Origin of the sequence: Nostoc sp. CCY0012 (assembly GCF_963920855.1) — a bacterium.
Lineage (GTDB): Bacteria > Cyanobacteriota > Cyanobacteriia > Cyanobacteriales > Nostocaceae > Cyanocohniella.
On the sequence record NZ_CAWUDM010000028.1, the window covers coordinates 1 to 16488 of the forward strand.

Sequence of the window (16488 nt, forward strand, 5' to 3'; positions counted from 1 at the left end):
CCCCTGCTCCCCTGCTTCTTCCGCCCCGCCCCCTGCTTTTTCACCTGAGCCTCTAGCCTTTTCAACACCGAGTAATTATACTTAACCCAATTGCAGGAAGATTTTTGTGAGAAATTATGCCAATCTAGCAAGTAAATCTTCTCAGAGAAACTTATGGCGAAGAAACAGCAAAACAACATAGAATCATCTGAAGATGTCAGAGTAATGGCTACTCAAAAAATCTGGGGATATACCGTTGGTATTTTGGCTCTGTGTATCCCCCTTTCAGCTGTAACTAGAAGCGGCCCGGTTCTTCCTTTAGCCGCCCTTGGGGGTGCAGCGGTTAGTACTGTAGCTATCTGGCGTTCTGATGATAAAAAATCAAAATCTCACTATTTACCACCACAGCAGCTAGAAATGTTGCAACAAAGAGTAGCCGATTTAGAAACAATAGTTAGCAGTGACGAATTTGACCTACAAATGAAAATTAAACAGTTAGAAACACGCAACATCAATAAGCCTAACAATAATGACAAAAAAACTAAAAATTAGCCATTATTCAACACTGATGGTGATTGCTGTTTATTTGCACCTGTATTTGTGATCCTAACTGCCCCGCCAATATCTTAGTTTTTCTCAACCCTTACTTTTTTTTGCAGATAGAAGTGTTTCCCTAGAAACAGTATCTTGTGCTTGAGGTTAGTTAGAATTGACGGACATCATCGAATTGACCATACATCAGTCAATCAATAGTTTGATTGCTGCCTAGATATATGCCGACACGAACATATAACTATAAATGTGTTCTATTAGACTGAGAGGTTCACGTAATTTTTAATTAACTAGAGGTTGTAAACTTGAGTAATTGTGTTGGTATAGCTTACCTTAGGTATGCAATAATGTCGTGCCACTGGAATGCAGATGGATTGGATTAGCTTACTCAAAGCTCAACAAGCTGATTTCCTGCAACGTGTGAAAAAACCTAAAACTTACGATTTATCTTTGCTGGAAAGTCAAGTTAAAGGATGCCACAGCGAAATTATGGCATTTTCCGGTGATCCGTTGGTGAAAATCCTGGAGTTTTCGCGTCAACAGGCCGAAATTATCGCCAGAAATCCGCCCCCCATACCACCTGAATACCCTGAACCTCCTGACTGGGTAATTCCTTTTCCTAAATTTTTTCAGCAGCAAGCAGAAGATTATCTTTTGCGAGAACAAATTGTAGGACAGGTAATGGCTGAACGTCTAGGCAAGTTGGTGAAAAAACTGCCCCAGGATGTTCTGCGAAACATGGTATTAGATGATGAAGGAAATTTGCGCGGGGAAAGTAAATTTACTTATGTGCTGGCAGATAACCCTAAGTTGAGTATTCAAGTTTACGCGGCTGATGGAGAAAGTTTTAATGGTATTAAGAAAAATAAAATTAGGTGGACAGTTACTCAAGAGGATTTAAGAAATCACCAAGTATTAATTTTTCTGTGTTTATTTTATCCATCTAGTAGTAAATTAGGTTACGAAAAACACGCTGTAATTACTGGATTTTTACCTAGTAATCAAGTTGAATTTACAGAATCTAAACTAAATATTACTCCGAGTAACTTGTTGTATGCGGGGGGATTGAGTTGGTATTTAGAATCATTAATTACCCAAAAAAATGCGGCAAAAGAGATACAGTTATTCGGTGATGAAAAAATCATTACCGAAACAATTGATACTTTACCGCCAGAACATCCCCGCAAAGAAATAATTGGTGATTGGGAATGTTGGCAAACCTTGAAAGGTCATACTAGAGGAATTAATTGCCTCGCCTTTAGTTCCAGATGTAACAATGGTCAAAACTTGCCCATTTTAGCTAGTGGTAGTCGTGGCGAGACAAAGCTATGGGATTTAACTAAGGGCGAGTTAATCGAGACATTATCAGAATACCCTTGGGTGATGTCTGGGCTAATAGATGAAGTAAATTCTCTCGCCTTTAATGCCGATGGACAAACTTTAGTTAGTGGCGGTGCAGATTCTACGATTAAGATTTGGCATGTAGGGGCGCTAGATTTAATAGATATCCTGCACAAACATAATGGTATGGTGCGGTGCGTGGCTTTTACACCCGATGGACGGATGTTAGTCACTGGTGGGGACGATCGCAAAGTTTTGTTTTGGGATTTGATGCAACGTCAAGTAGCGATCGCTTTATCTTTAGATGATACAGCAGCTCATTCTCTAGTTCTCAGTCGAGACGGGCAAACTCTAGTTACAGGTAGCTATCGCAAAATCAAAGTCTGGCAAACCCCACATCCCACCAGAGGCAAAATTCTCAAAGATACAGAACCGCTATACACCCTCACCGGTCATTCTCATATCGTGCGTTCCCTGGCACTCAGTGCAGATGGTAAACTGCTAGTTAGTGGCAGTTGGGATCGAACAATTAAACTTTGGCACTTGGAAACTGGGAAATTAATTCGCACCCTGAAAGGCCATACAGATCAAGTATGTGCGATCGCTCTGAGTCCTGATGAACAAATTATCGCTAGTGGTAGTGCTGATAAAACTATCAAGTTGTGGCATTTAGAAACAGGTGAATTGTTAGGTACTTTTGCGGGTCATGGTAATACAGTCACAGCTTTAGCCTTCACTGATTCCGGGGAAATTTTGGTGAGTGCCAGTTTGGATAAGACTATCAAAATTTGGCAGAGGAGTTAGGGACTTCCAGCTAAAAAAATTTCCTATCACTGGGTAGGCAGGGGAGCAAGGGAGCAAGGGAGCAGGGGAGCAGGGGGAAGACGACAAATATTGTTTGAGTAAATTGGATAATTTATTTTCTAGGAGTCCCTTAACAGTGTGTTAGGCGATCGCACATAATTAAACTATCGCCTCTACCTTTACCCACTGATTTATCTATTTCCCGGTATACGACGAATTATCTATGACTGTAGCTAGTAAACCCAAACTCACTTTAGCCGAGTTTCTCAAACTACCAGAAACTAAGCCAGCATCAGAATTTGTTAATGGTGAAGTTATTCAAAAACCTATGCCCCAAGGTGAACATAGTCTACTTCAGACGACTCTCTGCGAAGTGATCAATGGCATAGCGAAAAATCAGAAAATTGCTATGGCGTTTGCTGAATTACGCTGTACTTTTGGCGGTGCTTCTATTGTCCCCGATGTCACCGTCTTCCGGTGGGAGAGAATACCTAAAAGTTCGTCTGGAAGAATTGCGCACCGTATCGAAATTTATCCCGATTGGGCCATTGAAGTTCTTTCTCCAGACCAAAGCCAAACTAAAGTTCTTAGTAAATTATTGCATTGTTCACGCAATGGCACTGAATTAGGCTGGTTACTAGATCCAGAAACAGAAAGTATTTTAGCGGTGTTTTCTGGTCAAAGAGTTGAAGTTTACGAAGGTATTAATCAGTTGCCAATAATTGAAGGTATCGAGTTGCCATTGACAGTAGAACAAGTTTTTAGCTGGTTGAATTTTGATTAATTTTAAGTCCTGAAAAATTTATAAATTCCTATAGACTTCATTATCATTACGCTTACCAACACGGAAAACATTAACTAGCTGATTCTCTTCATCAATGGTGTACAAAATTCTGTATTCACCTTGATCAACACGATAACCACCTTGATATCCCTTCAAAGCTTTACAGTCTTGGGGCTGAGGATTACCTTGAAGTGAAAAAATTTTTGATACAACTTGCTTAAACTGTTTGGCTTGCAAGTCTATTGACACTCTCCGGGCTGAAGCCACGGAGATTCTTAAGACCTTTCAATCTTAATATCCTGATTACTCAGGTTCCCAAACTCACTACGTTTGCTCATAGAGCGTAGTGATACCGCCAGATGCTCTACTTGGGGAGACCCCAAGACCGCACTGGCTCATCTTTTGGGCGTTTTGGTGATTAACACCTAGTTTCGCAGAGTCCCCGCGTACTATTTCCAAACCTCTATCTCTAATAGTCTTTGCAGCACCGATGTCAGCGTGTTCGTGATATCCGCATTCTGTACAAATGAACTCTGAGAAAATCAACAATTTCTTCGAGTTCGGCTTTGGCTTCATCCACACCAGCAACATCACTAAATTCCACACCAGTGACACCTTCTGAGTAGATGCGGGCTTTACTTTTACCTACTGTTAATGCAGCCGGGCCACCAGCCTGACGATTGATTAAAAAGGCCCAAATCCCTAAGAAAATTAAGGGTGGTGCAATCCAACTTAGTAATGTGCCAATCCAGCCGTTTTGTGATGGTGGTGGTGCAGTAAACTCTACATTATTTTCCCGGAGAATCTTCGGCAAATCTAAATCTAGGGCTACTGGTGTGGTGGTAAACACCTGTTCCACAGTTTCGTCTTCAGGGGTTTGAGTTTTGATGGTATATTCAATGCGATCGCTACCCACAAGAGCTTGTTCAACTTTACCGTCTTGCACCTGAGCGATAAATTCACTATAGGGAACTTGTGATTGACCCATCCCCAAGAAGCTGGGAACAATAAAGTTAAGCAGTAATAAAAAACTTAACAAAATTAGTAAAGTACCGCCAAATTGGCTGGTTTTCGGCTGTTTATTGGGTTTGTTATTATTGGTTTCTACAGGCATTTAGATGTACCCTCCAAATTCGACATTAGGGGCTAGAGGCTAGGGGCTAGATGAGGATGGGTGTTGGTGTGATGGGGAAACGACAAAAATATTAATACTGGTACTCTATGGCGATTAAGATAATTATGAGTGATGAGTAAAGTATTGTATCTGTTAAGTCTATTCTAGAAAATAGAGACAGTAGCCCAATATTGGGTATACCCTACAGAAATATGTGTATTGCCGTACTACGATGGAAAATAATTTTGGAGTTGTGGGGAAATTGCTGTTACTTTCGGCTTTGCTGTCATTCTTGATTAAGTATGCAGCACCAAGTTTATCGATTCCAGCGACAGATGCTAATGCACTAATTATAGTTTCGTTACCGACTTTGATCATAGCGATCGCTTTATTTTGGCGATTTCAGTCAGTATCAAAACAAAATTAGCGGAAGTTGCTACAATCAGCTAACCTCATTTGCATTACACAGTTGGGAGTCAGCCGGTGAACCTTGGTCAATGGATCGGCTTAATTGCTATAGTTCTCTGTTTATATATATTGTGGCAAATTCGGCAAGTACTTTTGTTGATGTTTGCCGCAGTGGTTTTGGCTACTACCTTAAATCGGCTAGCGAAACGCTTTCAAAGTTCAGGGCTAAAGCGTGGATTTGCTGTTTTCTTATCGGTGACTATTTTCTTTGCCGGAGTCGTGTGTTTTTTCTGGCTGATTGTGCCGCCTTTTGCACAACAGTTTCAAGAACTAACTTATCGAGTTCCTCAAGGTTTTGCTCGTTTTAATAGTTGGCTACAACAACTAGAAACTCTTGTTCCTCAGCAATTAGCTCCTTACATCCCTAATCTCAATGATCTGATTGCACAGGCGCAGCCTTTTGTGAATGAAATATTGGGTAGTTCTTTTGCCTTTGTTTCTGGCTCTTTAGAAGTCTTACTCAAAATTTTACTAGTCTTGGTATTAACAGGAATGTTCTTAGCCGATCCTCAGGCTTATCGCCGATTATTTATCCGGCTGTTTCCCTCTTTTTACCGCCCACGGATCGATGGCATCTTAGATAAATGCGAACTTTCATTGGAGGGATGGATCACAGGTACTTTTATTACTACGATTGTAGTGGGGCTGTTGAGTGTGATTGGCTTATCAGTTTTGGGGGTGAAGGCAGCTTTAGCTTTAGGCGTTTTGGCAGGATTTCTCAACTTAATTCCTAATTTGGGGCCCACATTAAGTGTAGTTCCAGCAATAGCGATCGCTTTGTTAGATAGCCCCTGGAAAGCTTTAATTGTGTTGCTACTTTACCTTGTAATTCAACAGATTGATGCTAACTTTGTCACCCCCACTGTGATGGCGCATCAACTTTCATTACTACCAGCAGTAACATTAATTTCCCAACTCTTTTTTGTCACCTTCTTTGGCTTTTTAGGTTTATTTCTCGCCCTACCCTTAACTGTTGTGGCTAAAATTTGGCTGCAAGAGGTATTGATTAAAGATGTGCTAGATGAATGGGGTAATAGCCATCGCCAAGAAACTGAGTTGGTGATTATTTCTCAATCACCGATGTCAGATATTGATTGGTCAGTAGATAATAAAACTAGCGAGCCAGAGCATCCAATTGATGAACCTTTACCACAAGAAGAGTAGTCATCTGTGGGGTGAAAAAGCAGGGAGCAGGGGGCAGGGGGGAAGGATTCACTTCCTTGACTTCCGCGCAGTGGTAGTAGTTACTTGGGTTTGGCAATATAACCCCATTTTCTCACATAGCTCCCTTGGTAGTAGCCACTGCCAATTGCCGCAGGTGCCATACCTTCTTTAAACTCACCTGCTTGAGAAAATTGGGGGCGAATCACTATATTTCCCGACTTATTAATATAACCAAATTTATTATCAAGTCTAATGCTCGCTAACCCTTCAGAAAATATAGATGCTCCATCAAAAATTAAAGGAATGACAACTTTTCCTGTTTTGTTAATAAAGCCACTTTTGTTGTTGCTATATACTGCTGCTAGTCCTTCATGAAAGTTGCTAGCTCGATATGTCAGAGGAAGTACCAATTTACCTGTTTTATCGATAAAACCATCACCTGCAACGAGTTGGAACCTTGCTAGACCTTCGTAAAAAGGTGCATTAACATCAACTGATTGTAGTTGTTCTACTTCTGTAAAATGTCCTGTTTGGTCAACAAAACCAAACTTACTAATTCCATCACTCACAAATGCAGCTTTGTCAGAAAATGGCTCTACCCATTTAAATTGAGGTTGAATAACCAACTTACCACTTTGATCAATAAATCCCCATTGATCAGCAATTCTTACAGATGCTAATCCTTCAGAAAAATTCATCGCCGTATCAAATTGTGGCGAAATTACAAACTTACCTTGAGGATTAATATAACCATATTTGCCATTAATACTCACGGCTGCTAATCCTTCTGCAAAGCTATTAGCCTGCTCAAAGTTTTGGGCAATAATAATTTTTCCTGTTTTATCGATGTAGCGAAACTTGCCACCAATAGTAACTAACCCTAATCCTGAAGAAAATGGATATTGCGTATAGTATTCAGGTTTAATCAAAAAATTTCCTGTCTTGTCAATTAAACCCCATTTACGATCAACTCTTACCCAAGCTACCCCCTCCGAAAAAGCTTGTACTTCATCAAACTGCGGTTGAATAGCAAAGGCTTGACTACCCACAACATATTGAGCAGGAATTTTGTTCCAGATTGACAAGGCTTGACACATCAAAGCCGTAGCCTCTCCTCTAGTAGTATTGCGGTTAGGCTGTAACCTTCTCACCTGAGGATAATTGACAACTAAAAAATTTTCCGATGCAGTAGCGATCGCACCTTGAGCATAGGCGGGAATTGTTTGCCAATCATCAAAATATTGCTTCAGGACTTGCTCTGTATTCTTTTGTCCAGGAAAATTAAATATGTTTCTGATAACTGCGATCGCCTGAACACGAGATATATTTTGATTGGGCTGAAAGGTGCCGTTAGGATAACCCACAACAAAATTTCTGTGTGCAGCTAGTTGAATGGCGTTATATGCCCAATGACTTTTCGCTACATCAGAAAAGTACACATCTTGATTCAGCGGGGGTACATTAACAGTTGTCTGTTGATCGGTAAATGCTTTTTGCAAAATTACCGTAAACTCGGCGCGGGTAATTGTTCCTTCCGGGCGAAAAGTTTTGTCAGGATAACCCTTAACTATTTGCCGAGATACTAACTGAGTTATACATTGTTGCGCCCAATGGCTATTAATATCAACAAGATTTATCGGCTCAAGCATGATTTAAATAGGAATGCGTACCCAGAAAAGATGTTGATATCATGTTACCAATAGCTTGTGTTTTTTAATTCAAGTGCTTAAAAATTATTTTTAACAATTCCGCCTGGGTAAAAGGTTTGGTTAAATACCCAGATGCACCGACAAATCTTGCTTTCACCTTATCCACAATTCCCTTGTAACCTGTAACAAAAATAATGGGAGTCCGTTGAAACATGGGATTGTTGCGTATAATACGGCACAACTCATAACCATCAAGACCTGCCATATTCAGATCCAATAAAATCAAGTCTGGTTTGTGCCTAATAATTGACATGACTGCCTTTAATGGTTCATTAATAGCGACCACATTAAAATTTTCATTTTCTAAGAAACGGCTAATTTCCTTGAGAATTGTGGGACTATCATCCACCGAAACAATTTTATAAAGCTTTTTAGGCGTTAGGGTAGCAGCGGTTACTCTTTGGGAGGGAATATTTATGTTATTTGATATTACTGGTTCTTGTTCTCTTGTCGGCACAGAAACATCTGCATCCGAGTGAGTCAAGTTTCTACTTACTGTTTTGCGGTTAAGTAAGATTTTTTGATGGGTAGAGGTAGGAATTGCGGAAAACTTTTCTCCTGTATGCGGTAACTTATCAAATGGGGGGTCTGGTTCATGTAATATAATCCCGCCTTTGATAATGTAAGGATATAACTTTTTAGCCAGTTCAAGTTCATCTTGATTTGTAATTTCCGCAAGATGACGTAAACTGATACCTTTCATTTTATTAATTAAATTTGCTTGGAGGTCTGGAAATTTTCTGCTGAGTAATGTGCTAGTGCTTAACACATACGGTCGTTGGTAAGGTGAAGAGATATAAGGCGAAAAAGATTGCCAATTATGTAATTGTATTTGGCAGTATTCTATAACTTTTTCTACATCTAGTCTGCATATTTCTCGTACTTCTTCTTGTGCATCGCTTAACTCATAAGTACCAGTTTTGATTAACAAAAAGGATTCAATTACTTCTTTGACTAATTCTTGAATCAGCAATGTTGCTTGTGTATGATCCAGATATCCTTGATTAATTAGCCAATATATAGCTTGATAATCAGGAGGCTGCTCACTGCTCACACTGTCATCTTCACTGTACTGATTGTATAATCCAGGTTCAAAAATCAAACGTAATTGCACATGAACTTCATGACTAATGTGAGGAATTTCATGACTGAGGCGATTGAGATGGCGTTCTATTCGCTCAAAAGGCTCGATTGAATGGGTCGCATAAGTGATTCTCCCCCGGTCTAAGTAAATTAACCAAGTAACTAAATTACTAGAGGCGGTTATGCAGGTAGTGTCATAACAGCTACATAATTGTCTTAACAAGCTTTGGGGACGTAGTGTGATGAAGGTGCCCAAATTATTCATATTTTCAAGTTTTTGTGTAATTATACCGAAAATATGTTTATTGGGAATCCTTAAGCTGTGAGACTTGGTGATCTTTAATAATTCTTGACATTCTGTTCTTTAAAAAGACGCGGATTCTGGGGTCAGCAAGTGTCGGTAGTAGGGTAAGAATTACTCACCAAAACCTAAAAATTTTGGCAACAGCCTATCAGGACTTACGTAACCAACCACGTATTTTCGTTATTGCGTAGGCGAAGCCCATCGTTCGCGTAGCGTCTCGCAGAGAAGATATCGTAGGGTAAAGCCCTAACGGGCATGGCTGCGCTTACCGCGTAGCGTGCCGGAGGCTCTAGCAATCTCAAAGCCTTTATTTTCGTAGCGAGTGCGTAAGTCGTACCTACGTTACCTATATGCCCAAAATCCCATATAAGTAATTCTTTTGCTTCACAAGCAACAATGATAAAGATTTTCTTAAATAAATGTGTAGTTAATTTAGGGAAAATTATCTGTTTAATAAAGATTCAACTAATAACTCGTAAACATCCATTTTTGGCCTTGTAGGCTCCGGAAATCAAACTATATACTTTGAAAAAAGGAAAATAAAGCAATTGCCATATAAAATAACACAAAAAGTTATGCATGATACCTTAAGACTTGATGAAGTAGTAGAGTTTGCGGAAAATCCAGAACCACGTTGTCCTTGTGTTTTGTTGTTGGACACATCTGGCTCAATGCAAGGAGATCCCATCGAGGCTTTAAATCAGGGCTTGTTGAGTTTAAAAGATGAATTAGTCAAAAATTCTTTAGCAGCCAGAAGAGTAGAAGTAGCCATCATCACTTTTGATAGTCATGTCAATATAGTGCAAGACTTTGTGACAGCAGACCAATTCAATCCGCCGATTTTGACAGCACAGGGTCTAACAACTATGGGGGCGGGAATCCATAAAGCCTTAGACATGGTGCAAGAGCGTAAATCTCTTTATCGTGCTAACGGCATTGCTTATTATCGTCCTTGGGTCTTTATGATTACAGATGGAGAGCCACAGGGCGAATTAGATCATCTAATAGAGCAAGCAGCACAACGCTTACAAGGAGATGAAGCAAATAAGCGCGTAGCATTCTTCACAGTAGGAGTGGAAAATGCTAATATGATGCGTTTAAATCAATTAGCTGTGCGAACTCCGCTCAAACTCAAAGGATTAAACTTTATTGAGATGTTTGTTTGGTTGTCAGCTAGTATGTCAGCAGTTTCCCATTCTCAGGTAGACGAACAGGTAGCACTACCACCCATTGGCTGGGGAACACTTTAAGCTGCTTAACAGCTTACTCACACAGCTAGCTGCCTTTACAAAATCTATGAACACAACAAAACAGATATCTCATTGGCGGGTAGTCGCCGCATCTGTATGTGGTACAAGCCACGTCAAAAACAAGCAGCTGTGTCAAGATGCTCACCACTGGCAACTGTTGCCGGGTAATGTGTTAGTAGCCGCTGCTGCTGATGGTGCAGGTTCTGCCAGCCAAGGGAAAGTGGGAGCAATGGTGGCTGTGGAAACAGCAATAGAGGCTCTATCTCTCAAAGAAATTACTCGAGAGTCTTTAGCACAAGATGCATTTGTGCAATCGCTATTAAATGAGGCTTTGCTAGCTGCCAAAAAAGCAGTGGAGGATGAAGCCGTAGCATGTAGCAAACAGCCTCAAGATTTAGCAACAACCTTAATTATTATGGTTGCCACACCAGAGATGGTGGCAGTTGTCCAGATTGGTGATGGTTTGGCAGTAGCTAAGGATAATCAAGGTAACTTACTGGCGCTGACAATACCGGACAATGGCGAATACATCAACGAAACCATTTTTTTAACTTCGCCTGGTGCCTTAGACTCGGCACAAATGAGATTATGGCGAGAAACTATAGTTAACGTTAGTCTCCTCACTGACGGACTACAAATGCTGGCTTTAAATATGGTTGTTGGTGAACCTCACAAACCATTCTTTTTTCCCTTGTTCGACTTTGTAGAAAGTGCCGAAGATAAAACACTAGCAAAAGAGCAGTTGGTGAAGTTTTTAGGTTCTGAGCGGATTACACAACGTACTGATGATGATTTGACGCTGATTGTAGCTGCCTTTAAAGAAGAGGAGGCAGGGGGGCAGGGAGCAGGGAGCAGGGGAGAATAATTACGAATTGCGAATTGATTTTTTGGTGATCTGCTAGATCGGTTTTTTTCATAACTCCATTCACCGTGATTAAATCATGCAGGTACTACGTTGTTTTCCCAAGCAAGAAATTATCAACCTTAGCGTTAGCTTGGGGCGCGGCGGTGAAGCTTGTATTTATGCCGTACCGTCTTCTGGTGATTTAGTAGCAAAGGTTTATCATAAGCCTACAGATGCTCACGCCCACAAACTCCGAGCGATGCTTGCTAACCCGCCGGAAAACCCTACAGCTAGCTTGGGACATATTTCTATTGCTTGGCCACAAGATTTATTAAGGGCGACAGATGCTAATAATGGCATTATCGGCTTTTTAATGCCCCGGATTCGCGGGATGCGGCCAATTATCGATTTTTATAATCCCAGCACTCGGCGACAACATTGTCCTTTATTCAACTATCAGTACTTGCTTCGCACTGCACGCAACTTAGCGGCGGCTTTTGCGGCTTTGCATAATAGTGGATATTGCGTTGGTGATGTGAATGAGTCAAATATTCTGGTGAGCGACACAGCATTAGTCACCTTGGTAGATACAGACTCTTTTCAGGTGCGCGATTCAGATAATAATGATCTTGTTTATCGCTGTCCAGTGGGTAAACCAGAGTTTACTCCACCGGAACTACAAAATAAAACTTTTGCTCAACATGACCGGGAAATTGTCCACGATTCCTTTGGTTTGGCGGTGTTGATCTTTCAACTGTTAATGGAAGGTACTCACCCCTTTTCGGGGATATTTCAAGGGATTCCTGAACCACCACCTTACGAAGCCAGAATTGCGGCTGGACATTTTACCTACAGTCAAAAGCGACAAGTACCTTATCGACCTACGCCCATAGCACCTGCTTGGGAAGTTCTGCATCCCAAATTACAGGAATTGTTTTTACGTTGTTTTGAGGATGGTCACAATGACTCGCAGCTGCGTCCCAGCGCCCAAACTTGGCTGTTAGCTTTGGCGGAAGCTGAAGATAGTCTAATTACTTGCACTGTTAATCCTCAGCACCGTTACAACAACCACTTAGAGAGCTGTCCTTGGTGTGAACGTGCTTCCCGCTTGGGTGGACGTGATCCTTTTCCATCTTCACGCGCAGTAGAAAATAAAGAACATCTCCGGCCAAGAAGTATCCCTAAAAGGCGATATGCCCAGCGGCCCCGTTCACCACAGCCAGCGATGCCGCTATATCCAGTCAATTATTGGCAGCCTGTAGCTAACCCTAGCTATTCCTCTTATCCTGTTCAGAAGAAAGCGAAAGTGTATCCGGCTGTCTTGTGTCTACTCGGTGTGGGTGTGTTGGGTTATTTGGACGTGATGGTGAAATTTACTCGTCCCTATGTTTCCCAAAATGCTTTCACTCAACAAGCGTTGATGGCACGCCCGACACCCGATAAGGAGACTTTAACTTTCGCAGATTACTATCAACAAGGTCATGCTGCTTACCAAATCAGAGATTATGAGCAAGCAGTGGAAAACTTCAGCCAAGCTATAAAACAGGAACCGAAAAGTGCCAGAGCATATGTTAACCGAGGTAATGCGCGCTACAACTTGAAAGATTATGAAGGCGCGCTGACAGACTATAACCAAGCTTTGAAAATTAATCCCCAAGAAGTCAAAGCTTTTGTCAACCGGGGCAATGCTCGTTATATGCTAGCTGAATTTAGCCATGATCCTGATCGAGAATATCACTTAGCGATCGCGGATTTCGATCAAGCTCTGCGGATCAACAATCAAGAAACAGAAGCCTTTCTCAGAAGGGGTATTGTCCGTTCGCAAATGGCTAGATATAGTAGCGAATCTTTACGAGATTACAAACAAGCCATTGTTGATTTTACCCAGGCAATTCGATTAAATGTATCTAACGCCGAAGCGTATTTTCAACGGGGCGATGTGCGTTACAAAATGGCCCAATTTAGTAGCGATTTTATTCAAGATTATCAACAGGCGATCGCTGACTTTAACCAAGCACTGAAAATTAATGACAAATTGGCAAAAGTCTATCTCAAGCGAGGGATGATTCGCTATGAACTCACACAATATAGTGGTCAGGAATCTGATCCTAATAATCTGAAAGCTATTGAAGATTTACAAACAGCCGCTAAATTCTCCTTAGAACAAGAGGATACGGAAATTTATCAACAGGCACTCAGTAGCATTTGTGTAATTATAGAAAGTCAATGTAGTGCTTTCTTACAAAGTTCTGCTATGTGGCAATACACAAATACAAATTAATTAGAAAACTAGTAAATTTAAACACTAGTTTTTTTATAGAGATTTTTTGTCTTTGATTCAGGCAAAACTCTACACGATAAGGGTTGGCATTAGCTGACTCTTATCACTTACTGTGATAGTGCCAATAAACAATGTTTAGAGGAGCTATGGAAGAAAAATCAGGCTCCTGGGAAAGTATGGTAGTTAATAGATATTAACTACACAAAATTTTCAAGTGCATACCATGTATCATTTTGCTATTATCGGTGGGGGAATAGTTGGACTGTCTACAGCGATGGCTTTAGGTCAGCGCTATCCCAATGCACGCATTTTAGTCTTAGAAAAAGAAAATAACTGGGCAGTTCACCAAACTGGTAATAATAGCGGAGTTATTCACTCCGGAATTTACTACAAACCAGGGAGTTTTAAAGCTAAATTTTGCCGTGATGGTAGTCACTCAATGGTGAAATTTTGCCAAGAACATGGAATAGAGCATGAAGTTTGCGGCAAAGTCATCGTAGCCACTGAGACAGAAGAACTACCTCGCTTAGAAAACATCTATCAACGCGGCTTAGAAAACGGCATACCAGTCCAAAAAATTAGTCCCGCAGAAGTTAAAGAAATTGAACCTCATGTTAACTGTGTAGGTGGAGTTCGGGTATTTTCTACTGGTATTGTTAATTACAAACAAGTTTGTTTAAAATATGCCGAATTAATTGAGAAGCAGGGTGGAGATTTACGCCTGAATACCAAGGTGCTAAAAATCTCTTCTAGTGATAAAAATCATGTACTGGAAACCAACAACGGTAATTTTGCCACACGTTTCTTGATCAATTGTGCCGGATTGCATAGCGATCGCCTTGCTAAATTAAACCAGGTAAAACCCCAGGCAAAAATAGTCCCCTTTCGCGGAGAATATTACGAACTAACCCCCGAAAAACGTTATTTGGTCAAAACTCTCATTTACCCAGTTCCTAATCCAGATTTCCCCTTCCTAGGCGTTCATTTCACCCGAATGATTGATGGTAGCGTTCATGCTGGGCCAAATGCAGTTCTCAGCCTCAAACGCGAAGGTTACAAAAAAACCGATTTTAATTTGCGAGATTTTGCCGAGGTTATCACCTACCCTGGTTTCTGGAAACTAGCAGCTAAACATGCAGATGAAGGCATTCAAGAAATCATCCGTTCTTTGAGTAAAGCCGCCTTCACCAGAAGTTTGCAAAAGCTCATTCCCGAAGTTCAAGCCGAAGATTTAGTCCCCACTCATGCAGGTGTCCGCGCACAAGCATTGATGAACAACGGCAAACTAGTAGATGACTTTTTGATCGTACCAGGTCAAAACTCCATCCATGTTTGCAATGCTCCTTCCCCAGCGGCTACTTCTTCTTTGGAAATCGGCAAAGCTGTTGTGGCGCAAATTCCTCAACAATCTCATCTGGAGATGGTCGTTCGTAATTCGTAATAGAGTCGAATGAGACACGCTACGCCAGTGAAAATCGCCTAACCCTTCAGCAGCGTTGTCTCATCGAGACTTACCTTTTTATTAATGCACGGAGATAAATTCTGCTTGTGTAGTAGCAAATTATATTTACCCAAAACTTTTAAAACACCCTCTCATAGTCAAAAATAAACAGATGTGAAAGTTTATTTTTAACCGAGTATTTTGATAATTTTATACCTTGAAATTTACGGCAATTGCTATAAACTTATTCTCTGGTTTTGAATAATTATTTTTGTTTTGAATAATACAATTTTTAGCACAACAACAGTCAATATTACTTATTTTTTATTCTTATTGGGTATTATTTTTAGCCAACGTATAACTATCTAATTTGAATTATAATAAATATTCATCAAGGTTTTATATACAAAAGAAATTTATTTACATATTCTTTACTATTTTGCTCAAAATAATCGTTAGATTATGTACTGAGAAAAGACATTATTCAGGCAATTTTATTCAATCCAAGTGCATCCTCTTCATTTCCGAAAAATTGAAATAAAATCATCTCCCTGCAAATCCCCAAGGTAATTTTATGAAAGCGGTGATTCTGGCTGGAGGGCTTGGTACACGCCTCAGTGAAGAAACTAGTATCAGACCAAAGCCAATGGTAGAAATTGGTGGTAAACCAATTCTTTGGCACATAATGAAGACTTACTCGGCTCACGGTATCAATGACTTCATTATTTGTTGTGGATATAAAGGCTACATCATTAAAGAGTATTTTGCTAATTACTTTTTACACATGTCGGATGTGACCTTTGATATGCGATTTAACCAGATGAACATCCATTCTGGTTATGCTGAACCCTGGCGTGTCACCCTAGTAAATACAGGCGATTACACCATGACAGGTGGACGCTTAAAACGTGTTAGTGAACATCTTGGTAATGACACATTTTGCTTCACCTATGGTGATGGTGTGAGTAATATAAATATCACAGAACTAATTCAATTTCATAAAGAACAAAATAGTTTAGCAACACTCAGTGCAGTACAACCAGCAGGACGGTTTGGGGCTATTTCGTTAGGTCAAGAACAAACTAAAATCAATAGCTTTAAGGAAAAACCCGAAGGTGATGGTGCCTGGATTAACGGCGGTTACTTCGTTTTAGAACCAGAAGTAATTAACTTAATTGCTGATGATTCCACAGTTTGGGAAAAAGAACCATTGGAAAAGCTAGCTGAAATGGAGCAGTTATCGGCTTTTAAACATACTGGTTTTTGGCAGCCGATGGATACTTTACGGGATAAACAACACTTAGAGGAGCTATGGAAGAGTGGTCAGGCTCCTTGGAAAATGTGGTAGAGGGGCTAGTAAGAGAAACAGT

At 40.5% G+C, this 16488-nt stretch carries 13 protein-coding genes and 1 pseudogene; 10 read left to right on the plus strand and 4 right to left on the minus strand.

From position 1 onward, the window contains the following. Nucleotides 1–153 precede the first annotated feature (153 nt). The 3 genes from ACM0OS_RS10300 to ACM0OS_RS10310 all read left to right on the plus strand — a co-directional run bounded on the left by ACM0OS_RS10300 (nt 154) and on the right by ACM0OS_RS10310 (nt 3460). Nucleotides 154–531 (plus strand): hypothetical protein, encoded by a 378-nt coding sequence (locus tag ACM0OS_RS10300; protein WP_414543090.1) that lies wholly within the window; start codon nt 154–156, stop codon nt 529–531. Nucleotides 532–894: 363 nt separating this feature from the next. Next, nucleotides 895–2676, plus strand: a complete 1782-nt coding sequence (locus ACM0OS_RS10305) for a WD40 repeat domain-containing protein (protein WP_414543091.1) — start codon at nt 895–897, stop codon at nt 2674–2676. A 223-nt stretch (nt 2677–2899) separates the two neighbouring features. Next, nucleotides 2900–3460 (plus strand): Uma2 family endonuclease, encoded by a 561-nt coding sequence (locus tag ACM0OS_RS10310; protein WP_414543092.1) that lies wholly within the window; start codon nt 2900–2902, stop codon nt 3458–3460. Between the two features lie 18 nt (nt 3461–3478). Here the strand turns inward: ACM0OS_RS10310 and ACM0OS_RS10315 are convergent, their stop codons facing one another. Beyond that, nucleotides 3479–3709: a type II toxin-antitoxin system RelE family toxin gene (locus tag ACM0OS_RS10315; RefSeq protein WP_414543093.1), complete on the minus strand. Its 231-nt coding sequence runs from the start codon at nt 3707–3709 to the stop codon at nt 3479–3481. Nucleotides 3710–3992: 283 nt separating this feature from the next. Further along, nucleotides 3993–4574, minus strand: a pseudogene (locus tag ACM0OS_RS10320) (ATP-dependent metallopeptidase FtsH/Yme1/Tma family protein); the annotation flags it as partial. 232 nt (nt 4575–4806) lie between these two features. Here ACM0OS_RS10320 and ACM0OS_RS10325 point away from each other — a divergent pair. Together ACM0OS_RS10325 and ACM0OS_RS10330 are read left to right on the plus strand one after the other, a co-directional pair. Further along, a complete protein-coding gene (locus ACM0OS_RS10325; protein WP_414543094.1) occupies nt 4807–5001 on the plus strand; it encodes a hypothetical protein in 195 nt (64 codons plus the stop codon). 56 nt (nt 5002–5057) lie between these two features. Then, nucleotides 5058–6206 carry an AI-2E family transporter gene (locus ACM0OS_RS10330; RefSeq protein ID WP_414543095.1) on the plus strand — a complete coding sequence of 383 codons (1149 nt, stop codon included), beginning with the start codon at nt 5058–5060 and terminating at the stop codon, nt 6204–6206. Nucleotides 6207–6286: 80 nt separating this feature from the next. Here ACM0OS_RS10330 and ACM0OS_RS10335 read toward each other — a convergent pair whose 3' ends face one another. After that, the gene (locus ACM0OS_RS10335) at nt 6287–7855 is read right to left on the minus strand and encodes a WG repeat-containing protein (protein ID WP_414543096.1); all 1569 of its coding nucleotides are present in this window, start codon (nt 7853–7855) and stop codon (nt 6287–6289) included. A 64-nt stretch (nt 7856–7919) separates the two neighbouring features. After that, a complete protein-coding gene (locus tag ACM0OS_RS10340; protein ID WP_414543097.1) occupies nt 7920–9263 on the minus strand; it encodes a response regulator in 1344 nt (447 codons plus the stop codon). Nucleotides 9264–9877: 614 nt separating this feature from the next. Between ACM0OS_RS10340 and ACM0OS_RS10345 the strand changes: the two genes are divergently transcribed. The 5 genes from ACM0OS_RS10345 (at nt 9878) to rfbF (ending at nt 16466) form a co-directional block, all read left to right on the plus strand. Next, nucleotides 9878–10552: a vWA domain-containing protein gene (locus tag ACM0OS_RS10345; RefSeq protein WP_414543098.1), complete on the plus strand. Its 675-nt coding sequence runs from the start codon at nt 9878–9880 to the stop codon at nt 10550–10552. 46 nt (nt 10553–10598) lie between these two features. After that, nucleotides 10599–11417: a PP2C family serine/threonine-protein phosphatase gene (locus ACM0OS_RS10350; RefSeq protein ID WP_414543099.1), complete on the plus strand. Its 819-nt coding sequence runs from the start codon at nt 10599–10601 to the stop codon at nt 11415–11417. 76 nt (nt 11418–11493) lie between these two features. Beyond that, complete coding sequence (locus tag ACM0OS_RS10355; protein ID WP_414543100.1) at nt 11494–13677, plus strand: tetratricopeptide repeat protein; 2184 nt, start codon at nt 11494–11496, stop codon at nt 13675–13677. A gap of 223 nt (nt 13678–13900) precedes the next feature. Then, complete coding sequence (gene lhgO, locus ACM0OS_RS10360) at nt 13901–15118, plus strand: L-2-hydroxyglutarate oxidase (protein WP_414543101.1); 1218 nt, start codon at nt 13901–13903, stop codon at nt 15116–15118. 574 nt (nt 15119–15692) lie between these two features. Then, nucleotides 15693–16466: a glucose-1-phosphate cytidylyltransferase gene (gene rfbF, locus ACM0OS_RS10365; protein ID WP_414543102.1), complete on the plus strand. Its 774-nt coding sequence runs from the start codon at nt 15693–15695 to the stop codon at nt 16464–16466. Nucleotides 16467–16488 lie beyond the last annotated feature (22 nt).